The sequence below is a fragment of the Maritimimonas sp. 2304DJ26-3 genome, assembly GCF_056591635.1.
Genome location: NZ_JBWQOK010000003.1, coordinates 610,855 through 633,105, shown reverse-complemented (window position 1 = coordinate 633,105; position 22,251 = coordinate 610,855). Strand labels below are relative to the sequence as shown.

Below are 22,251 nucleotides of genomic sequence, written 5' to 3'. Positions count from 1 at the left end.
TTACCTAACTAAACTTTCTGTTAACTTATTTAATGTATTTACTTTTCTATTAAAATCACCTTTTATTGTCTTTCTAAACTTGTTAAGATTAAAAGCCAAATCATCTATTTCATCAGGAATTATTTGCTCAAAAAATTGACGCAAACGTTTTGCCATTGTAGGTGATTTACCATTCGTTGAAATTGCAATTTTAATATTTCCCTTTGTCACAATTCCGCCAAGATAAAAGTCACATAAATCCGGCGTGTCGGCAACGTTTACCAGTAATTGCTTTGTCTTTGCATCATGATAAATTTGCTTATTGACTTCTCTATCATTTGTAGCGGCTATAACAATATGTTGTTTATGTAAAATATTACTTGAATAGGGTCTTATCATATAGATGATATTGTGTTTACGTGCCAATTCAATCACTTCTTTAGAAAAATCTAGCGCTAACAATGCCACACGAGCATTAGGGCTAGACTTTAAAAGAAAGGATAATTTTTCATGAGCGACTTTACCACCACCGACAATTAATACATTAAGCTGATTTACTTTTAAAAAAATAGGATACAATTCATTTTTACCTTCTAACATAATGCTGTTTTTAATTGAATTTCTTGTTGAATTTGCAATAAACTAGTACGATGATTTACAACATTACCCAATACAATAATTGCAGGATTACTTAGTTGTTTTTCAACAACTACACCCATAATTGTATCTACTGTGCCAATACCTATTTGTTCTTGAGGTGTTGTACCATTTTGAATAATAGCCACAGCTAAATCATGCTTATTTTCTTTTTGAAAAAGCTTAATGATTTCGGGTAGTTTACCCATTCCCATTAAAATAACGACCGTTGCACTAGATTGAGCAGCTAACTGAATATCTTTAGAAAGCTTATGATCTTTAGTAGTACCGGTAATCACCCAAAAACTTTCAGCACTATTGCGTTTTGTTAGTGGAATATTCTGATAAGCAGGCACTGCAAGTGCGGATGATATACCTGGAACTACTTCTGTTTTTATTTGAAATTTAGACACATATTCTATTTCTTCGGCTCCTCTACCAAAAATAAAAGGATCTCCTCCTTTTAACCTCACCACATGCCCATCACTTTTTGCTCTACTTACTATCAATTCATTTATTTGTTCTTGTTGATATCTATAACACCCTTTACGCTTCCCTACAAAAATCAACTCCGCATTTTTTGGAGCATAGGATAATAAATCATTATTTATTAGCGCATCGTATAGTACAACATTTGCTGAATTTAATGCCTTAATAGCTTTTAATGTAATTAGATCCGGATCTCCTGGTCCTGCTCCTACAACCGTAAGCTTTGGTATTTTCATCTTCATTTATTTTATTAGTTCAACTTCTCTAAACTCTTTAACAGTCTGCAAAAATTGCTCTGCACTTTGTATATAATTTATAGCAAAGTCCTTACTTGGAGCATATTGCTTAATCTGATAAATAATATCAGAAAAAGACGCCCCTAATTCTATCCTGTTGCTATCAACAAATAATTCGTTAAATTGCTTAATAATACTTGCTTGATTATTGGTCTTCTTATTTTCTGATAGCAACATTGCCTTAGCAGAATTTACTAAAGAACTGTACGCATGATAAATAGCGTTTGAATAAACGTTATCATCAAAAGCCTCTTTCGCTTTTTCTATTTTCTCTTCACTTTCTAAGAATAAAGTCGCTATTAAATCTATGACAACACCTGCACATTCACCAATACCAATAGCTTTGACATACTTTTCTTCAGAACCCCAATCGATAAAATCTTCTTGAGTAAGATTTTCAATATTCGAAAGATCTGTTAGCATTTCATAGAAATACTTTTCTCCTTTCTCAATATAATAGTTCAAGAAATTTAATTCTCCAGCATTGGTTTCGAAATCATCCAAAATTCTACGCAATGCTTCAGGCCCTCTTCTGCTTGGCACTTTTACAACTTTATCTGCAAAATAACCTTTACCATTCCCTAAATTACCTCCACCTAGTAATACTTGTAATGCTGGTACTACCAGTTTATCTTTTGTGCGAATTGACATTCCTTGAAAACCAATATTTGCCATATTATGCTGACCACAAGCATTCATGCATCCACTAATCTTAATAACAAGATCATTATTCTCTAAATATTGGGGATATTCAGTTTTAATAATACGTTCTAACTCTTCTGCAATACCCGTACTACTTGCTATTCCTAAATTACAAGTGTCTGTACCCGGGCAAGCGGTAATATCTACGGCTTTATTATACCCCGGATTTGCAAAACCCAATTTTCCTAATTCTAGAAAGAAAAATGGAACTAACTCTTTCTTTACAAATGGAATCACAATATTTTGACGCAGCGACAATCTAATTTCTCCCGCTGCATAATTTTCTACCAAATCTGCGAGTAATCTTGCTTTGTCTGTATAAAAATCTCCTAATAAAACTTTAATACCGATGGCTACAAAACCTTCTTGTTTCTGCTGAATTAGATTTGTTGCTTTCCACAATTCAAAAGCTTTATGATCTTTAATTTCTATTTTAGGAGTTTCTACATGTACGGGAACTGAAGCCTGATAAGCATTTGCATCTATTGCAATAGTTTTAAATTTAATTGCATTTTGTTCTGCTTCTACTAAGGCTTTAAAAGCATCCAAACCAATATCTTTGATTAAGAATTTCATCCTTGCTTTTGCTCTACTCTTGCGCTCTCCATGGCGATCAAAAACACGTAAAACACCTTCCATTACTGGAATTATTTTATCTGATGGTAAAAAATCATATAGAGTATCTGCATGCCTAGGCTGTGAGCCCAATCCACCGCCAAGCATTACTTTAAATCCTCGTATACCATCCTCTATTTTGGCAATGAACCCTAAATCATGCATATACGATAAACCCGTATCTTCATCCGATGATGAAAAAGAAACTTTAAATTTTCTGCCCATTTCTTGACAAATAGGATTTCGTAGGAAAAATTTAAATAATGCATCTGCATATGGCGACACATCAAAAGGTTCGTTAGTATCAATACCTGCCGTTTCACTAGCAGTTACGTTACGAACCGTATTCCCGCATGCTTCCCGAAGCGTAACATCATCACGCTCTAATTCTGCCCATAATTCTGGAGTTCTATTTAAATCTACATAGTGAATTTGAATATCTTGACGCGTGGTAATGTGCAAGCGCCCACGAGAATACTTGTCTGAAACATCGGCAATCCTACGTAATTGCTTACTTAATACTTTACCATATGGTAATTTAATACGAATCATTTGTACTCCATGCTGACGTTGACCATACACACCACGGGCTAAACGAAGGCTACGAAATTTCTCTTCGTCAATTTTCCCGTTATGAAATAGCTCAATTTTATTTGCTAATTCTATAATGTCTTTTTCAATTATTGGATTTTCTATTTCTGTTCTAAAACTTTGCATAATCTATTGTAAATGAATGCCACACTCTCTAGTTTCCAGCGCTTTTACTGGATCAAAATATGTACTGTTCTTTGGTAAATTATTTTCATCCAGGTAAACATCTAAATCATCATCTGTCCAGTAATAAAAAGGACTTACTTTTAAAATACCCTCCTTACTAAAACTCAAGATATCTTTTGAACTTCTAAGTTCAGTTTTTCTAATTCTAATATTTGTAAACCATACTTCTGGTTGGTGTTCCTTTAAAGCTCTTCTAAATGGTTCTAGCTTGACAACTTCTGTAAATTTTGTATGATTTTCATCCTCAATTGTGGGTAATCCGATAGTATATTCGGTATAAGCTTTAGTTTGCAATGGTACATATGTATGCACATTTAATTCATACCTATTCATCAAATAGAAGGCATGATCATATGTTTCTGGAATATTATATCCGGTATCACACCATATGATGTTTATATCTTTATCTTTTCTATAAAAAGTGCTAAGCAATACTGCTGAATACTTACCGAAACTAGTTGTAACTATCTTTTTATCTGATAGTTGCAAAGCCCAATCAATAATTTCATTTGGAGTTTTATCTCTTAATTTTTTATTCCAAAAATCAATATCAATGTTTTCTAACATATAGTTTAATTTTAAAATTTATAAACCTATAGGATTAATAGGATTATTATACAAATGTATATTCTTATTCTTAAAAAACACATAAAGAAATAATAAAATTTACTTAAAATTTTTGCGAATATGATATTACATCAAGTCTAGAAGTGTTCTGTTTCTAAAAATAGCTAAGTTACTATCTCTTACCTCTATCATAAGTCTATTTATAGAACATGATTCTTCATCTAGACAATCATCACACTTCTCGTAGAAATTAAGACTTACACATGGTACTAAAGCTATAGGCCCCTCTAATATCCGAATTACATCAACCATACGAATATCTTTAGGTTTTTTGATAAGATAAACTCCGCCTCCCTTACCTTTTTTTGATCCTAAAAACCCTGATTTACGCAGTGTTAACAAAATACTTTCCAAAAATTTATGAGAGATGTTTTCACTTTCAGCAATTTCGCCCATTGGCACAGGAACACCTTGTTCTCGACGTGCAATAAAAGCCAATGCCTTTAAACCATATTTCGTTTTCTTCGAAAGCATTAAACAAAAATAACATTATATTTTGTTCAACGCATTTTTTAAATCATTAATAATATCATCTACATATTCCAAACCAACCGATACTCTAACCAAACCATCGGTAATACCGACTTCTAGTCTATCCTCTATACTTAACTTACTATGTGTGGTTGATGCTGGATGGGTAACTATTGTTCTAGTATCTCCCAAATTTGCAGATAAAGAACATAATTCTATGGCGTTTAAAAATTTCTGCCCAGCTTCAACCCCGCCCTTTATTTCAAAAGCCACAATATTTCCTCCTAACTTCATTTGGTTTAAAGCAATCTGAAATTGAGGGTGCGATTTTAAAAATGGATACTTCACTAAATTTACATTTGAATGCTCTTCTAAAGATTGTGCTACTTTCAATGCATTGTCGCAATGTCTTTCAACTCTAATACTTAAAGTTTCTAAGCTTTTAGACAATACCCATGCGTTAAACGGAGACATTGCTGGGCCTGTATTTCTTGAAAAAAGATAAATTTCATGGATCAATTCCTTTTTACCAACAGTAATTCCACCTAAAACTCTTCCTTGTCCATCCATTAGCTTCGTAGCCGAGTGAATTACCAAATCAGCTCCAAATTTAATAGGATTCTGAAGATATGGCGTTGCAAAACAATTGTCTACAACAAACAATAGCTTGTGCTTTTTGGCAATTTCTCCGAGCAATTCTAAATCTACAATGTCAACCGCTGGATTGGTAGGCGTCTCTATATATAAAATTTTAGTATTCGGTTTTATTAAACTTTCTATTTTATCAGTTTCATTTACTCTAAAATAACTTGTTTCAATATTCCATTTCGGTAAAAACCTAGTGAATAAACTATGTGTAGAACCAAAAACAGATCTACAAGAAACTATATGATCACCAGCGTTCAATAGCGCTCCAAAAGTTGAAAATACAGCAGCCATGCCAGTAGCAAAGGCATAACCAGCTTCAGCGCTTTCCATGGTAACAACTTTATTTACAAACTCCGTAGTATTAGGGTTCGAAAATCTGCTATATAAATTACGCTCTTTTTCTTCGGCGAAAGATGCTCTCATATCTTCGGCATCATCAAATACAAAACTTGATGTCAGATATAAAGGTGTGGAATGTTCAGAAAACTGCGAACGCTCTGTTTGCGTTCTAATAGCATCTGTTTCAAACTGTTTACTCATAATTTTAATTGTAATTTTTTGCTAATCGTAATATATCTCCAAACACACCTCTAGCGGTTACTTTAGAACCTGCTCCTGCACCTTGAATAACAATAGGTTGCTCTCCATAAGACTCTGTAAATATTTCAAAAATTGCATCTGAACCTTTTAAAGATCCTAAAGGAGCGTCTTTAGGTACAGATACCAATTTCACATCTAAATTCCCTTTTGATTGAAACAAATCTCCTGACAAATCACCAACATATCTTAATACATGATTCTTATCTTGAGATTCTTTCTTGTACCTGAAAAAATCATTCATTTTCTCCAAATCGTCCAGAAAAGATTTCGAAGAAATATCTCTTAATTCAGGGAGAATTAAGTTTTCAATATTAATATCTTCAAATTCATTTTCTAAATCCAATTCTCTTGCTAAGATCAATAACTTCCTAGCAACATCATTACCGTTTAAATCTTCTCTAGGGTCTGGCTCAGTATACCCTTTACCGATAGCTTCTTGTAAAGCTTGCGAAAATGGAATATCGTCTGCAGAAAAGCGATTAAAAATATAACTCAAAGTTCCAGAAAAAACACCTCTAATTTTTGTAATGTTTTCACCTGACTCATGTAATAGGCGTATCGTATCTATCAAAGGTAAACCTGCACCTACATTTGTTTCGTAGAGATAAGTCCTTTTGTAAAACCTCAGTTTTTCACGCAATTCTTTATAAAATGTATGCGAAAGTGTATTTGCTATTTTATTTGACGAAACTAAATCAAAACCAGCTTCAATCAAAGGAATGTAATTTTCAACAAAATCTGAGCTTGCCGTATTATCAATAGCAATTAAATTTTCCAAATGGTGATGTTTCGCAAACGTAATAACTTCTTCTACGCTATTGCTCACTATCCCATTTTTATCGAGGTCAGATTCCCAGTTTGAGGTTGCTCCTTCTTTAGTTAACACTACTTTTTTAGAATTTGCAATGGCGAAAATATTTAGATGAATTTTTCTTCTATCTAAAATAGATTCCGCACTTTCAATAATCTGATTTATTAACGTACCTCCCACTAATCCTTTACCAAAAACAGCAATGTTCACTTTCTTTGCGATACCAAAAACTTGACCGTGAATCACATTTAACGCTTTATGTAATTCATTTTTATTGACTACAAGGCTTACGTTTTTACCTGTAATTGTATTGTTAAATAATAATGGAACTATTTGATTTTTTATCAGAGCATTATAAGACAAATGAAATTTACTCAGGTCTAACCCAATAATTGATATTACTGCTACATTATCTATTATTGATATTTTATTCACATCTTTTGTGTAAAAATCATTTTCAAACTCTTTTTCTAAAGCAACAACTGCTTTTGTTGCTACTTCTTCATCAACCACAAGTCCTATTCCTCTTTCCGATGAACCCTGTGAAATAATACTTACATTAATGTTTTGTGTACTTAGCGCTTTAAAAATTCTTGCATCAACTCCTACTTTACCTAATAAACCTCTTCCTTCAAAATTTATCAAAACAACATTTTCTTGAACAGAAATAGATTTGATTCCATCATTCTTTGGTTTGGATGTAATTAAAGTACCTTCATCATTTGGATTAAATGTGTTAAGTATCCTTAGATTGATATTCTTTTCTAGTAAAGGAATGATCGTTTTCGCATGCAAAATAGTCGCTCCGAAATTGGCTAATTCATTTGCCTCAGAAAATGATAATTCTTTGATTTTTTTTGCATCGGCCACCAAATCGGGGTTCGCGGTGTATATCCCATCTACATGTGTGTAATTCTGTAATTCTTCTGCATCTAAATAGTTAGCAAGTAAAGAAGCTGTATAGTTACTTCCATTTCTACCTAATGTTGTAGTTTCATTTTTTAAATTCGACGCAATAAAACCTGAAACAATATTAACAGTTGTTCCATTAAATTGCTTAAAATGTTTTTTTACATTTTCTTTTGAAATTTCTATAATTGGCTGCGCATTACCAAAATTCTCATCTGTTTTTAACAATGATCTAGCATCAGTTGCTTTTGCGTCGATTCCTTTTTGACGCAGTAATTCAGAAATAGTTTTTATAGCTAATAATTCTCCTTGTGCTAATACTTCATCTTTAATTTTGGTACTAAAATCTTTTAATAAACTTACGCCTTCAAACAGGTTCTCTAAACGAGAAAATTCTGACGAAAAATCTAACAGTGGCGTCAACAAAGTTTGCTCTCTTTTAAACGCGTCCAGCTGCTCTATATACGTTTGATTTTTAGCAGCTTTGTTTAAAATATTTTCTAAAACATCCGTTGCACTTCCTCTAGCGGACACAACTACTGCTATATGCTCTCCATCATTTATCTTATTTTCTATAATAGAGATCACATTATGAATTCCATCATTAGACAATGATTTTCCTCCAAATTTTAAAATCTTCATTCTTTTATTCTTTGAATTTTTATTAAATATGGGTGCAATAATTTTTTCTAATTGCTGATACTCTATTAAAAAAGCATCATGCCCATGTACAGAAGTAATCTCATTGTAGGTAACATTATCGTTCGATAGTGCCAATTGTTTTTGCGTTTCTCTATTTTCTTCTGCCGTAAAAAACAAATCTGAATCAACACCAACTATATGAATGTTTGCTTGGATAGTATCTAAGATGGATGCGCCTTCTTCTAAACCTCTTGTAACATCAATGGTTTTTAATAACTGGTTCATTAATTTATACGCCGAAAGCTGAAAACGTTCCTGTAGTTTTTCACCATGATGCAATAACCAACTTTCAACATTAAAAATTTCCAACTCCTCATTTCTAGATCGCTGAAAACGTTCTTTAAATGATTCTGGAGTTCGATAACATAACATGGCGTGCATACGCGCATCATGAACAGGGTTACTTGAATTTACTAAAAACTGCTCTTGAATTTGACAATTAGCAATAAGCCAATCAGTAGATTTCCAGTCGGTGGCAATTGGAATTAAATGTTTTGCTATTTTCGGCTTTAATACCACCATTTCCCAAGCAATTCCTCCTCCTAATGAGCCTCCAATGATTGCAAATAATTCATTAATTTTTAACTTATGTAAACCCTGTAAAAATATTCCGGCTATATCTCTGGCAACAAATTTTTTATAATTATCAATTACATAACCATCATATCCATTACCTGGAATATTAAAAGATAGCACTGTATACTGTTTTGTATCTATAACCTTATTTTCACCAACAAGTTCTTTCCACCAACCATTTTCTCCAGCTACATTGCTATTTCCTGTTAAGGCATGGTTAATTAATACCACTGGAGCAGTACCCAATTCTTTTCCAAAAAGCTGATAGCTTAATCGAATATTCTCAAATTGAGCATTACTCTCTGTAGTATAATCAATATTAATATGAAATAAATTACTTTTCAATTTTGCGCTAGTTTAGGCAACTACTTCTTTAGAAATATTAGAAAAAATAGCCTTTAAATCAGCCTTTAAGTCCTCAATATTTTCTAACCCTACTGACAATCGAATCAAATCTTGCGAAACTCCCGCATCGTTTTGTTGTTCTTCTGATAATTGTTGGTGTGTTGTACTAGCTGGGTGGATTATTAATGATTTTGTATCACCAATATTTGCTAGCAATGAGAATAACTGGGTTTCATTAGCAATCTTTTTTGCCGCTTCATAACCTCCTTTGGCCCCAAATGTAACAATCCCACTTTGGCCCTTTGGTAAATATTTATCTGATAATGATTTATATTGACTGCTTTCTAATCCTGGATAATTGACCCAAGTCACTTCATCCTGTTGTTCTAACCATTTTGCCAATTCTAGCGCATTTTCACTGTGCTTTTTGATTCTAACTTCTAATGTTTCCAATCCTTGAATAATATTGAAGGCATTTGTTGGACTCAATGCGCCACCAAAATCACGTAATCCTTCTAAAATTAACTTGAATGTATACGATGCCGCCCCTAAAGCCTCATGATATACTAATCCATGGTATCCTGCTGAAGGTTCTGTAAATTCAGGAAACTTTCCGCTCGACCAATCAAAAGTTCCAGCATCTATGATTACACCTCCTAAAGAATTACCTTGACCTCCGATATATTTGGTTAGTGAATGGATAACAATATTAGCTCCGTGTTCTATAGGATTCAAAAGTGCAGGAGTTGCAACCGTATTATCTACTATAAAAGGAACTCTGGCTGTTTTTGCATGCTTTGAAATTTCCTCTAGGTCTAATACATCTAATTTCGGGTTCCCTAAAGATTCAACGAAAAAAGCTCTTGTATTCTCTTGTACTGCTTCAGTAAAATTTTCAGGATTTGAAGCATCAACAAATGTTGTTGTAATACCTAATCTAGGCAACGTAACATTTAATAAATTGTATGTTCCTCCATACAAACTACTAGAAGCAACAATATGATCACCAGCCCTCAATAACGTTAGTAAACCTGTTGAAATAGCAGCAGTCCCAGAGGCAAAAACTACAGCTCCAATACCACCTTCTAAAGCAGCTAAGCGGTCTTGTAGAATTTGATTAGTAGGGTTGTTAAGTCTTGTGTAAATAAAACCTAATTCTTTTAATGAAAAAAGATTAGCCGCATGCTCAGCATCATTAAAAACATACGAGGTTGTTTGATAGATTGGCACCGCTCTTGTGCCGGATGTTTGTTTTACATCGTGTCCTGCGTGCAACGCGTTGGTTGCGAATTTTTGTGTACTCATTTTTCTTACTTTTAAAAATTAATAAATAATCAAAAGTCAAATCCACCATTAGGCGTACTTAATAGAAAAATGTTATAAGAAAATTTAAGAAATTACTAAGAGTAATTTCGTTTGGTTATCTATCTGTAAGCCTAAGCTTAAAGTAGAATTTAGCACCTTCTTTGTATAGAACAAAGGGTTGCTAAGGCTTCAAAGGGTCTAATCCCTCCACCTTTCTTGATAACATTTCAGTAAGTAATTGAACTTTGTGAGTACAAATATTCAATTATTAAAAATTAATATCCAAATTTTTAAACTATTTATTTTAATTTTTATCAATAAGTCATTAAATAATACTCTTAATTCAATAAATCCTAAAAATTACTAACTATACTGATATATAAATATTTTCATTGTGAAAAAATCTATAAAATTAGTTAAGCAGAATTTCTACTTGCATTAATATTTCCATAAAGAGATCTTACAATTAATTTTTTGTAAGCTTTAATAAGATTTGGATCTTTTTCTGATAATAACTTCTGAATAGCGTAATTCTGTACAATTAAAAGTGGTAATACAATTTCTTCTCGTGTTTCAATAGACCTCTTAGATTTCTTTTCGTGTTCCATTAAAGATTCAGAATCAGTAATCTCTAAAATCATTTTTTTAGACAACTCATATTCATCATATAGATATTGCCAAAAGTCTCCAAATTCTTTAATCTCTTTAATGTATGATGTTAACTCAAAATAGCACTTTGTTAAAGACATCATGCTATTATCAATTAATGTTTTAAAGAAGGGAACATTTTTATAAAGTTTCTTAACATCATCTATATTTCCTTCTGATTTGATTTTAGCAATTGCAGTACCAATACCAAAATAGCCTGGAATATTTTGTTTTAACTGGCTCCAAGAACCTACGTAGGATATAGCTCGAAGATCAGAGAGTTTCAACCTTTCATCTGTATTTCGCTTACTAGGTCTACTTCCTATTCTGGCATTTGTATAATACCTAAGCGTTGTCATTTTCTCTATATATGGCAAAAACTTTTTATGATTCTTTAACTCGCCATACTTATTAAAACTTAATTCGCTTAATCTTTCAATAAGAATCCTGTTATCAGAAGAAATTAATGAGTCTTTTCCATGTAAAAAATTATAAAGGCCAGAAGTGATAAGCTGCTCAGCATTAAAGCGAAACTTATCTTTTGTTCCATATGTACTAGTTATTGTTTGCCCTTGTATTGTTAATTGTAATTCATTGTTAGCAATAGAGCTTCCTTGAGAAGCATAAAAACGATGTGTTTTACCACCCCCTCTTGCTGGAGGCCCTCCTCTACCATCAAAAAAAGCTGCTTCAATTTTATACTTATTACATACAGCCGTTAATGTTTCTTTAGATTTGTAGATAGACCAATTCGCCTTTAAGTAGCCACCATCTTTGGTGCCATCTGAGAAACCAAGCATAATGGTTTGTCTATTCTTTCTTTTCTTTAAATGAGCTTTATATTGCTCATTTTCGAATAATTGCGTCATTATATCTTCTGAATTACGCATTCCATTCATAGTTTCAAAAAGAGGGACAATATCAAAATCTAGCATATCATCTTTATGAATCCATCGCATTAACCCAAAAACAAAAAGTACTGAATAAATATCTTCTGAATTACTAATAATATATCTATGGCAGCCTAACTGACCATTTCTATCTTGTAATTCTTTTAGCTGCTCAATGTTTTTTATAGTATCTTTTATAATAGCAGGTGCTTTTGGATTAACTTTAACTTTAACCTTCTTTTTTGTAAGTATTTCTATAAGATCATTCTTAGTCAACTCGCTTAATGATTTTTTTATGAATCCAGCATTTTTCAGAATACAAGTTACAACTTGCTCATGTACATCATGATTTTGACGAATGTCTAAGGAAGCAAAATGATTTTTAAATATGTTAACCTTAAATTGAACTTTTTTTAGCTCATCTAAATGCAAACCTTGATAGTCTTCAATAATATATTTTTTTACTTTATTTAATGCTCTTAAAATTTCTGAATAAGTAATCAGATATTCAGGGTCAAACATTGCTTTGTAGAGTTTCTCTTTTAAATTAAATAATAGTTTATCTACACCTTTAAATGTCATTATTGATGATAATCGTTTTATGTCATGATAATAACATTTCATTAAGGTCATTCGTAAAGCATTAGACACATCCTTTGTACTTTGATATGTTACAAACGGATTACCGTCTCTATCTCCGCATGGCCAAAAACCTAAGGTTACCAATTCAGAATTATCAAATCCATCAATAGTTGAGTTTAAATAATAGTATAAATCACCAAGTGCATTATAATAATAATAGCGACATATATGAAGAATATTATGTGCTTCATCTATAGGTGTTGGACTTTGAGAATTTATTAAAGAAGTTAGACCCAACTGATGCAATAATACATCTATTTTTTCTATATCATTTTTAACTATCTGTTCCCTTAGCCTTCCAATAATATTTAAAACTGCTGGTGTATAAAATTGAGTAGGGTGTGCGGTTAAAACTATACGAACTTTAAAATCGTTTAACTTATCGAGAAGTTCTTGTTTATTAGACTGAATATTGGTTTGAGAAAAAATATCTAAAACACGTAAAAATCCACCATCTTCTAATTCTTTTGGTTTTGAAGAATCTTCTATACTATCAAAAAGTACAATTTGCCTTTCTACGTATTGAACAACACCAAACATAAAAGCCAATTTATCTCCACCAATGGTGTCAGGATGATTCTTAATAAATTCATCTAATATCTTTATTGGAGCAATCCTTTTTTCGAGGCGTTTTTTCGCAAACTCACTCAGTAATGGTAGTAAATGACCTATGTTTTTAGAATCTTGATAAGACAGATTTAAAAACATGCTGTTATATATCTCGTATTTTTTATTGGTATCCATTAATATAAATTAAGCCCCTATTAAATCTCCTTGACCTTTAATAGGCAAATAAGAAGTATTCATTAAATATTCATCAACTGCTTTTGCCGCTTCTCTGCCTTCAGCAATTGCCCAAACTATTAAAGACTGTCCTCTACGCATATCTCCAGCAGTAAAAATATGAGGAACATTGGTTTGATATTTACCATATTCAGCTTTATAATTAGAGCGTTCATCTTTTTCTATACCCAACTTATCAGCCAATGTTGCTTCGGGGCCAATAAAACCTAATGCTAATAAGGCTAGATCGCAAGGCCATGTTTTCTCAGTATTTGGCTTTTCTATTAATTCTGGCCGCTTTCCTGTTTCAATTTTCCACTCAACTTCGACCGTTTTCAAAGCGGTTAACTCACCTTTTTTATTTGTAACAAACTCTTTTGTATTAATTAGCCAATTACGATCGCAACCCTCTTCATGCGAAGAGCTCGTTTTTAATTGCAAAGGCCAGAAAGGCCAAGGAGTTCTCTCACTTCTACCAATCGGTGGTTTAGGCATAATTTCAAAATTAGTTACAGATTTGGCTCCATGTCGATTAGAAGTTCCAACGCAGTCTGAGCCAGTATCTCCTCCTCCAATTACTATAACATGTTTATCTTTTGCGCTAATAACTTCTCCTTCTAGCTCTTCATCATATAATGCTTTGGTCTGTCTAGTTAAAAAATCCATTGCCTGTACAACGCCTTTACTTTCAATACCTTTAACAGGAAGGCTTCTTCGCACAGTTGCTCCCCCACAAAGTACTATTGAATCAAAATTATCCAGATTTTCTACATCATAATTCACCCCAACATTCACATTGGTTTTAAATGTAATTCCTTCTTTTTCAAGAATTTTTACTCTTCTATCTATAATTTCTTTTTCTAATTTAAAGTTCGGAATTCCATAACGAAGTAAGCCTCCAATGGCATCATCTCTTTCAAAAACAGTAACCGCATGCCCTGCTCTATTTAATTGTTGAGCAGCAGCCATTCCTGCTGGGCCTGATCCTATTACTGCAACTCTCTTGCTAGACCGTTTCTTTGGTGGTTGTGGGTGAATCCACCCTTCAGCGAAAGCGCGTTCTACAATATTCTTCTCAATATTTTCAATAGAAACAGGATCATTAATAATACCCAAAACACATGCTTTTTCACAGGGTGCAGGGCATAAACGACCAGTAAACTCAGGAAAATTATTTGTAGAATGTAAAATCTCTGAAGCTAATTGCCATTCACCTTTATGAACAGCATCGTTAAAATCTGGGATTAAATTACCCAAAGGACAACCACTATGGCAGAATGGAATGCCACAATCCATACAGCGAGACCCTTGTTTTTTGATCTCATCCTCTTTTAATGGAACAGTAAATTCCTTATAGTGTTGAACTCGAGCTTTTACTACTTTGTTCTTTTCGCCTTCTCTTTTATATCTTTTAAAACCTCCTAACTCTCCCATAACTATGCTATTAACTGTTCTACTTGAGTTTTTTCTTTGGCTAAACGAGCCAGAGCTTTTTTATAATCTACAGGGAAAACTTTAATAAAATTATCAATTTCAGTATCCCAATCATTTAATAATCTTTTGGCTAAATCACTATTCGTATAGTCTTTATGGTTTTTCACCAATTTATTAAGCTCCATATTATCTTCTTCAGTCAATTGTTCTAGTTCCACCATTTCTAAATTACACAGGCCATTTTTAAATTGGTTTTCTCTATCATATACATAAGCAATTCCGCCACTCATACCTGCAGCAAAGTTTCTTCCGGTCTTACCTAAAATTACCACTTTACCTCCAGTCATATACTCACATCCATGATCTCCAACACCCTCTACTACAGCGGTAACTCCAGAATTTCTAACAGCAAAACGTTCACCAGCAATACCATTTATGTAGGCTTCGCCTGCAACAGCTCCATAAAAACTTACATTACCAGTAATAATGTTTTCTTCGGCTTTAAAATCGGCTTCTTTTGGCTTTCTAACAATAATTTTAGCACCCGACAAACCTTTACCCAAATAATCATTTGTTTCACCATCTACTGTTAATGTTAATCCTCTTGTTGCAAATGCTCCAAAACTTTGACCTGCTGAACCATTAAAATTCAACTCTAAAGTGTCATCTGGTAATCCATTACCACCATGAAGTTTAGATATTTCGTTACTAGAAATAGCTCCAACTGCTCTATCTGTATTTTGAATAACATACTTAAGACTCGTTTTGGACTTATCTTGAATTGCCCTTTGAGCATCTTTAAGAATCCTCATATCTAAAACATGTTCTAAATGATGATCTTGACTTTCAACATTATATAGAGGCGTATCTTTCACAAATTTAGGTTGATAAAGAATAGAAGATATATCTATTCCCTTCGCCTTATAGTGATCAATAGCGGGATTGGCATTTATTTTATGCGTCTGCCCTATCATCTCTTTTAAAGTTTTAAAACCAAGTTGAGCCATTATTTCTCTCAGCTCCTCGGCAACGAAGTACATAAAATTAATTACGTGTTCTGGTGTACCCTTAAAGTTTTTACGAAGCTCAGGATCTTGTGTGGCAATACCTACTGGACAAGTGTTAAGATGGCATGCACGCATCATAATACAACCAGACGCTACCAATGGTGCTGTAGCAAAACCAAATTCTTCGGCCCCTAACAAAGCCGCTACAGCTACATCTCGCCCCGTTTTTAGTTGCCCATCACATTCTAACACTACTCTACCTCTTAAATTATTAAGTGTTAATGTTTGCTGCGCTTCGGCAATTCCAAGCTCCCAAGGTAATCCAGCATGTTTTAAAGAAGTTAGTGGAGATGCTCCTGTGCCACCATCAAAACCTGAAATTAAAATAACATCTGCTTTTGCTTTTGCAACACCTGCGGCTATAGTTCCAACTCCAACTTTTGATACTAGTTTCACATTTATTCTAGCCTCTCTATTAGCATTCTTAAGATCGAAAATGAGTTGTGCTAAATCTTCAATAGAATAAATATCATGATGCGGTGGTGGCGATATTAAACCTACGTAAGGAGTAGAATTTCTAACTTCAGCTATCCATGGGAGTACTTTCTCTCCAGGGAGCTGACCACCTTCACCAGGTTTAGCTCCTTGAGCCATTTTAATTTGTATTTCTTTGGCATTGGCGAGATAATTACTCGTTACACCAAACCTTCCAGAAGCAACTTGTTTTATAGCACTATTTTTAGAATCACCATTTGGTAACTTCTTAAAACGCCTTTTATCTTCACCTCCTTCACCAGAATTACTTTTACCTCCAATTCTATTCATGGCAATAGCCAGATTCTCATGAGCTTCTTGGCTAATTGACCCATAAGACATAGCACCAGTTTTAAATCGCTTAACGATTTCAGTCCATGGTTCAACGTCTTCAATTGGAATTGGATCTAAGTTGTTAAACTCGAACAATCCTCTTAAAGTCATTAAATTTTTGCTTTGCTCATTAATTTCTTTTGCATATGTTGCATAACTCTGTTTACTTTTACTTCTAACCGCCTGCTGTAATTTTGAAACTGTGGTTGGATTAAACATATGCTTTTCTCCGTTCCTACGCCATCTATAATCGCCCCCAATGTTTAGATCTAATACTTGAGGAATTGCTTTTTTAGCAAAAGCATTTCGATGTCTTTTTATAATGTCTTTTTCTAAAACATAGATTCCAATACCCTGAATTCTAGAAGGTGTATATGGAAAATATTTTTTAGTAAATGATTGTTTTAAACCTACTATTTCAAAGATTTGTGAAGCTCTATAAGAATGTAGCGTTGAAATACCGATCTTATTCATAATCTTCAACAGACCTTTGCCAATAGCTTTATTGAAATTTTCTATAGCCTCTTCAGTAGTTACATCTTTAATGACTTTTTTATCAACTAGATCTTCTATAATCTCATTTACCATATAGGGATTTATTGCACTGGCTCCGTATCCAAAAAGTGTTGCAAAATGATGTGGCTCTCTAGCTTCAGCTGTTTCTAGAACAATACCGAATTTAGATCGCTTTTTTAATCGATTTAGTGTATGATGTAAATACGAACATGCTAACAAAACAGGAATTGGAGCAAAATATTCGTTTACACCTCTGTCAGATAAAATGATAATATTAGCTCCACTATCTACCGCTTTTTCTGCTTCTTTTAATATTGTATCTAATCTTGCTTCTAGTCCGTTAACCCCTTTTTCAACCTTGTATAAAATTGAAATAGAAGCTGCTTTAAAATCTGGATGATCAATATTCTTAATTTTATCTAGATCTTCGTTAGAAATTACCGGATTTTGTATACGTAATTTCTTAGCTTGTTCTGGTACTATATCAAAGATATTTCTATCACCTCCAATTGCTAAACTAATGTCCGTAATTATCTCTTCGCGAATACCATCTAGTGGAGGGTTGGTAACTTGTGCAAAAAGTTGCTTAAAATAATTATACAATAATTGCGGTTGATCAGATAAAACAGCCAGAGGTGTATCTGTACCCATAGAGCCAATAGCTTCTTTAGCTTTTACGGCCATTGGGGTAACGATAGTAGAAATATCTTCGTGGGTGTAACCAAAAACTCTTAAGCGCGTAGTATAATCTGTTAGTTCTACAGCACATTTATTATTAGTATAAGGCACCTTTGCCAACGGCAATGTGTACTCATTTATCCATTTTTTATAAGAATTCTTAGAAACAACTAAGTTTTTAACTTCTTCATCTTCTATAATTCTTCCAGCGTTCATATCAACCAAGAACATTTTACCTGGCTCCAATCTTCCATGCTTTACTACATTTTCAGGTTTGATATCCAATACTCCAATTTCTGAAGACATCACCACATTACCACTTTTGGTAACTGTATATCTCGATGGACGTAATCCGTTTCTATCTAACAACGCGCCTATATAATCACCATCTGTAAAAGGCACTGATGCCGGACCATCCCAAGGTTCCATTATACATGAATTATACTCGTAAAAAGCTTTTTTATCAGCACTCATGGTTTGATGTTTTTCCCAAGCTTCTGGAACCATCATCATCATTACCTCTGGCAGTGATCTTCCCGTCATTAACAATAGCTCTAAAGCCATATCCATTGAGGCAGAATCTGACTTTCCATCTTGAATAATTGGAAAGATTTCCTTGAGGTCATCACCAAAAAGTTCGCTTTCCATCAATTCTTCACGAGCTCTCATTCTACTAACATTGCCTCTTAAAGTATTTATTTCACCATTATGACACATATATCTAAAAGGTTGTGCCAGATCCCATGAAGGGAAAGTATTTGTAGAAAAACGTTGATGCACTAGTGCCAACCGAGTAACTACATCGGGTTGCTGTAAGTCTGTATAATATCGACTTATATCTTCGGGCACTAAGAGCCCCTTATAAATTAAAGTTGTTGTTGAAAGACTAGGTAGATAAAAATAACTCGCTTCGGCTATTTTAGATTTTGCAATTTTATTTTCAGCAATTTTTCTCGCCGCAAAAAGCTTGGCTTTAAATTGCATGTCAGTTATACTGCTACCTTTACCAACAAAGACTTGCTGTACATATGGTTCGGTTCGCGCAGCCACTTCTCCTAAAACAGATCTATCAACTGGCACAAAACGCCAACCAAGAGTATTTAAACCTTGTCGTTCTAATTCTTCCTCTAGAACTTTAATACAATAAGTTCTTTGATTCTCTTTCTTTGGCAAGAATACCATACCAACGGCATACTCCCTTGATTTTGGCAAATCGAAACTGCAAACCCTCTTGAAATATTCATGAGGTATATCAATAAGGATACCCGCTCCATCTCCTGTCTTACCATCTGCACTAACCGCGCCTCTATGTTCCAGTTTTACTAAAATCTCTAATGCATCATGAATGATTTTGTTAGATTTTTTTCCTTTTAAATTACAGATAAATCCAGCTCCACAATTATCTCGCTCAAATTCATTTAAATACAATCCTTGGTCTTTCATTTTTTGAATTATTTATATCAAATTCCAAACAAAGCTATATTATTCACATCTTAAAATAAAATAATGATATAAAAAATGCAATGAATTTAAAATATCATTGCATTTTTCTTAATTTGACAAAATTAAGGGGATGAAATTATCAAATTCTAAAAGTAATTTTTAGCATTCATATTTTTTAATGCTCATTCATTCTAAAGTCTGGATATGCATTCATAGCGTGCTCATGTTTATCTAAACCTTCTAGTTCTTCTTTTTCACTAACACGTATTCCCACAGTTTTCTTTAAAGTGTATATAATTATGAATGAGCTAACTATACATATAACAGCGTATGAAGCTACACCAATCAATTGACTAACAAATTGAGCACCACTTGCTAAATTTCCTAAAAGACCTACAGCAAGTGTTCCCCAAATACCACATATTAGATGTACGGCTATAGCACCAACAGGGTCATCTAATCTTAATTTATCGATAAAACTTACTGCAAAAACTACAATTGCACCAGCAACAGCTCCAATGACAATTGCATCAGAAGGACTCATTTGATCAGCACCAGCAGTAATACCAACTAGGCCACCTAAAATACCATTTAAGAACATTGTTATATCTAAATTTTTATACAATAATGTAGATACTATAAACGCAAAAACACCTCCTGCAGCTGCAGCTAAACATGTAGTTACTAATGTTAATGAAGTTAAGGTAGGATCTGCAGATAAAACAGAACCTCCGTTAAAGCCAAACCAACCTAACCACAAAATAATTACACCAGCCATTGCTAGCGAAATATTATGACCTGGAATTGCCTGAGGTTTACCGTCTTTAAATTTACCAATACGAGACCCTAACAAGCATACGGCTACCACTGCTGCCCAGCCACCAACTGAGTGCACTAAAGTTGAGCCTGCAAAATCATAAAATGGTGTTTCGCGCATTTGTAAAAAACCACCTCCCCATTTCCATGAACCAGCCAGTGGGTAAATAATACCTACATATAATACAGTAAAAATCATAAATGGCGCAATTTTCATTCTTTCTGCCACTGCACCAGAAACTATAGTGGCAGCAGTAGCAGCGAACATTCCTTGAAAAAGGAAATCTGTCCAATAAGTATATCCTTCATTGTATGCCAAGTCTAAACCTCCCTCTGAAGTTAATGGGGCATCTAAACCAAATCCGGCAAATCCAAAGAAACCAGAAGATCCTTCAGCAAAACCAGGATACATGAGGTTAAAACCTACTAAGCAATAGGTTAATAAACCAACTGTTATAATAAATACATTTTTAAATAAAATATTAATAGTATTCTTTTGTCTGGTTAATCCAATCTCTAAAAAGGCAAAACCAAGATGCATGAAAAAAACGAGTGCTATACACAGCATCATCCATACATTATTTATTGTTAATAATTCCATAATTCTTTTTGATTAATTGATTTATTTTAGAGTTTCACTTCCTTTTTCTCCTGTTCTTACCCTGTAGCATTCATTAATATCTGATACGAAGACCTTGCCATCGCCCACTTCGCCGGTAGCCGCAGCAGAAAGAATGGCTTTTATTGTTACATCTTCGAAATCATCATTTACTACGATTGATAAATACCTTCTTTGAATGTCACTAGTGCTATAGGAAACACCTCTATATACATGTCCTTCTTTTTCATTACCAAGCCCGGTAACATCCCAATATGAGAAGAAGTTCACACCAACATTATGCAATGCTTCTTTCACTGCACTGAATTTGGATTTTCTAATAATTGCTTCTACTTTTTTCATTTTATTATAATTGAGTTAATTAAAATGCATACACTGCTGCCAAAACAAATGAGCTAAGACTTTTTTGAGCTTCTAAATCACTGTCTAGAAAAAAATCATCGGAGCTGGAGTCTAAGCGTAGTTCAGGAATAATTGTTAGACCTCCAATTTTATAATTCGCTGTTAGAGTCGCTGTGAAGACACTAGAATCTTCGAGACCAGTACCTATAGCTCCAAAAGCGCCATCTTCAACAAAATATTCTCCTCTTAAGCCTATTTTAAAATTATCTGAAGTGGTTAATTGAGGGTACAATGCTACACCTGCAAAACCAGGATCGTCATCGTCGCCATCAAAATAAGCTCCATTAACACCTAAGTAAAAAGTATCCGAGATATCGAAACCTCCTGTGAAATCAATTTCGAAAGCACCTCCATCAGCTAAAAAGTTAAGATACTGACCTTTGTAACCTAACTGTGCTCCAAAAGCATAATTTCCATTTGGATTAAATTCAGTAGCATCAGTTGGATTCATAACAGCCAACATCAAACTAAAATCATTAGACAATGTAAAATCTGCTTTTAAACCTGTGTGGCTAAAAGGGCCATAAGAAAACAAGTAACTGGTACTATAGTTAAAATTACCTGTTGGCGAAATTACTTCGTAACCTAAAAAGGTATTGAAATTACCAAAGGTTAGTTTTACAGATTCGCTCACATTCCAATATGCATACAATTGATTTACAATGTTTGAGCTTCCTCCTGGTCTTAAAAATGGTGACGCAAATACGGCATCTTCACCTCGAGGTCCAAAGACCAAATCGGCTACAAAACCAACTTTATCACCTTCATATTGAGCGATTACATTTGCCATACCAAGTGAGAAACCAGGTAAATTAGCAAATGATGAACCCGGAGCAACGGCATCTTCATCGTTAGGTGCGTTAAAATTGGTTCTATAATAAGCGTCGACACTTCCGGTTAGTGAAAATTTCTTTTTCTCTTCTTTTTTTTCTTCTTCTTGTGCAAGAACATTAAAGCTACATACCAATGCGGCTGTAATTAATAAGGGTTTGATTTTGATCATAATGCAATGTTTTTT

At 33.6% G+C, this 22,251-nt stretch carries 14 protein-coding genes and 1 riboswitch; all 14 genes read right to left on the bottom strand.

Translation table 11 applies throughout. The annotated features are described in order from the left end of the window. The 14 genes from AC1EUV_RS11490 to AC1EUV_RS11425 all read right to left on the bottom strand — a co-directional run bounded on the left by AC1EUV_RS11490 (window position 1) and on the right by AC1EUV_RS11425 (window position 22,236). Entirely contained in the window at window positions 1-579 is a 579-nt protein-coding gene (locus tag AC1EUV_RS11490; RefSeq protein ID WP_480198855.1) for a precorrin-2 dehydrogenase/sirohydrochlorin ferrochelatase family protein, read from the bottom strand. Next, window positions 573-1,346 carry a uroporphyrinogen-III C-methyltransferase gene (gene cobA / locus AC1EUV_RS11485; protein ID WP_480198854.1) on the bottom strand — a complete coding sequence of 258 codons (774 nt, stop codon included), beginning with the start codon at window positions 1,344-1,346 and terminating at the stop codon, window positions 573-575. Before cobA ends, AC1EUV_RS11490 begins: the two co-directional genes overlap by 7 nt. Further along, on the bottom strand, window positions 1,347-3,434 hold the full coding sequence (locus AC1EUV_RS11480) for a HEPN domain-containing protein (RefSeq protein WP_480198853.1): 2,088 nt from the start codon (window positions 3,432-3,434) through the stop codon (window positions 1,347-1,349). 3 nt (window positions 3,435-3,437) lie between these two features. Beyond that, a complete protein-coding gene (locus AC1EUV_RS11475) occupies window positions 3,438-4,061 on the bottom strand; it encodes a phosphoadenosine phosphosulfate reductase domain-containing protein (RefSeq protein ID WP_480198852.1) in 624 nt (207 codons plus the stop codon). Between the two features lie 126 nt (window positions 4,062-4,187). Then, window positions 4,188-4,595, bottom strand: coding sequence for an RrF2 family transcriptional regulator (locus AC1EUV_RS11470; protein WP_480198851.1), 408 nt, complete (start codon window positions 4,593-4,595; stop codon window positions 4,188-4,190). A gap of 15 nt (window positions 4,596-4,610) precedes the next feature. Beyond that, complete coding sequence (locus AC1EUV_RS11465; RefSeq protein WP_480198850.1) at window positions 4,611-5,780, bottom strand: trans-sulfuration enzyme family protein; 1,170 nt, start codon at window positions 5,778-5,780, stop codon at window positions 4,611-4,613. Window positions 5,781-5,784: 4 nt separating this feature from the next. Beyond that, window positions 5,785-9,183 carry a bifunctional aspartate kinase/homoserine dehydrogenase I gene (gene thrA / locus AC1EUV_RS11460; RefSeq protein ID WP_480198849.1) on the bottom strand — a complete coding sequence of 1,133 codons (3,399 nt, stop codon included), beginning with the start codon at window positions 9,181-9,183 and terminating at the stop codon, window positions 5,785-5,787. A gap of 12 nt (window positions 9,184-9,195) precedes the next feature. Then, window positions 9,196-10,488, bottom strand: coding sequence for an O-acetylhomoserine aminocarboxypropyltransferase/cysteine synthase family protein (locus tag AC1EUV_RS11455; protein ID WP_480198848.1), 1,293 nt, complete (start codon window positions 10,486-10,488; stop codon window positions 9,196-9,198). Between the two features lie 112 nt (window positions 10,489-10,600). Continuing rightward, window positions 10,601-10,714: riboswitch (SAM riboswitch) on the bottom strand. 190 nt (window positions 10,715-10,904) lie between these two features. Further along, the gene (locus AC1EUV_RS11450) at window positions 10,905-13,412 is read right to left on the bottom strand and encodes a phosphoenolpyruvate carboxylase (RefSeq protein WP_480198847.1); all 2,508 of its coding nucleotides are present in this window, start codon (window positions 13,410-13,412) and stop codon (window positions 10,905-10,907) included. A 9-nt stretch (window positions 13,413-13,421) separates the two neighbouring features. Then, window positions 13,422-14,885, bottom strand: a complete 1,464-nt coding sequence (locus AC1EUV_RS11445) for a glutamate synthase subunit beta (RefSeq protein ID WP_480198846.1) — start codon at window positions 14,883-14,885, stop codon at window positions 13,422-13,424. A gap of 2 nt (window positions 14,886-14,887) precedes the next feature. Next, on the bottom strand, window positions 14,888-19,396 hold the full coding sequence (gene gltB, locus AC1EUV_RS11440) for a glutamate synthase large subunit (protein ID WP_480198845.1): 4,509 nt from the start codon (window positions 19,394-19,396) through the stop codon (window positions 14,888-14,890). A 175-nt stretch (window positions 19,397-19,571) separates the two neighbouring features. Beyond that, entirely contained in the window at window positions 19,572-20,813 is a 1,242-nt protein-coding gene (locus AC1EUV_RS11435) for an ammonium transporter (protein ID WP_480198844.1), read from the bottom strand. A gap of 21 nt (window positions 20,814-20,834) precedes the next feature. Next, window positions 20,835-21,173 carry a P-II family nitrogen regulator gene (locus tag AC1EUV_RS11430; RefSeq protein WP_480198843.1) on the bottom strand — a complete coding sequence of 113 codons (339 nt, stop codon included), beginning with the start codon at window positions 21,171-21,173 and terminating at the stop codon, window positions 20,835-20,837. Between the two features lie 19 nt (window positions 21,174-21,192). Next, window positions 21,193-22,236 (bottom strand): porin, encoded by a 1,044-nt coding sequence (locus tag AC1EUV_RS11425; RefSeq protein ID WP_480198842.1) that lies wholly within the window; start codon window positions 22,234-22,236, stop codon window positions 21,193-21,195. Window positions 22,237-22,251 lie beyond the last annotated feature (15 nt).

Bases quoted from the DNA above. Each gene is read 5' to 3' on its own strand.
- AC1EUV_RS11490 (WP_480198855.1), bottom strand. From the start codon at position 579: ATGTTAGAAGGTAAAAATGAATTGTATCCTATTTTTTTAAAAGTAAAT.
- cobA (WP_480198854.1), bottom strand. From the start codon at position 1,346: ATGAAGATGAAAATACCAAAGCTTACGGTTGTAGGAGCAGGACCAGGA.
- AC1EUV_RS11480 (WP_480198853.1), bottom strand. From the start codon at position 3,434: ATGCAAAGTTTTAGAACAGAAATAGAAAATCCAATAATTGAAAAAGAC.
- AC1EUV_RS11475 (WP_480198852.1), bottom strand. From the start codon at position 4,061: ATGTTAGAAAACATTGATATTGATTTTTGGAATAAAAAATTAAGAGAT.
- AC1EUV_RS11470 (WP_480198851.1), bottom strand. From the start codon at position 4,595: ATGCTTTCGAAGAAAACGAAATATGGTTTAAAGGCATTGGCTTTTATT.
- AC1EUV_RS11465 (WP_480198850.1), bottom strand. From the start codon at position 5,780: ATGAGTAAACAGTTTGAAACAGATGCTATTAGAACGCAAACAGAGCGT.
- AC1EUV_RS11455 (WP_480198848.1), bottom strand. From the start codon at position 10,488: ATGAGTACACAAAAATTCGCAACCAACGCGTTGCACGCAGGACACGAT.
- AC1EUV_RS11450 (WP_480198847.1), bottom strand. From the start codon at position 13,412: ATGGATACCAATAAAAAATACGAGATATATAACAGCATGTTTTTAAAT.
- AC1EUV_RS11445 (WP_480198846.1), bottom strand. From the start codon at position 14,885: ATGGGAGAGTTAGGAGGTTTTAAAAGATATAAAAGAGAAGGCGAAAAG.
- gltB (WP_480198845.1), bottom strand. From the start codon at position 19,396: ATGAAAGACCAAGGATTGTATTTAAATGAATTTGAGCGAGATAATTGT.
- AC1EUV_RS11435 (WP_480198844.1), bottom strand. From the start codon at position 20,813: ATGGAATTATTAACAATAAATAATGTATGGATGATGCTGTGTATAGCA.
- AC1EUV_RS11430 (WP_480198843.1), bottom strand. From the start codon at position 21,173: ATGAAAAAAGTAGAAGCAATTATTAGAAAATCCAAATTCAGTGCAGTG.
- AC1EUV_RS11425 (WP_480198842.1), bottom strand. From the start codon at position 22,236: ATGATCAAAATCAAACCCTTATTAATTACAGCCGCATTGGTATGTAGC.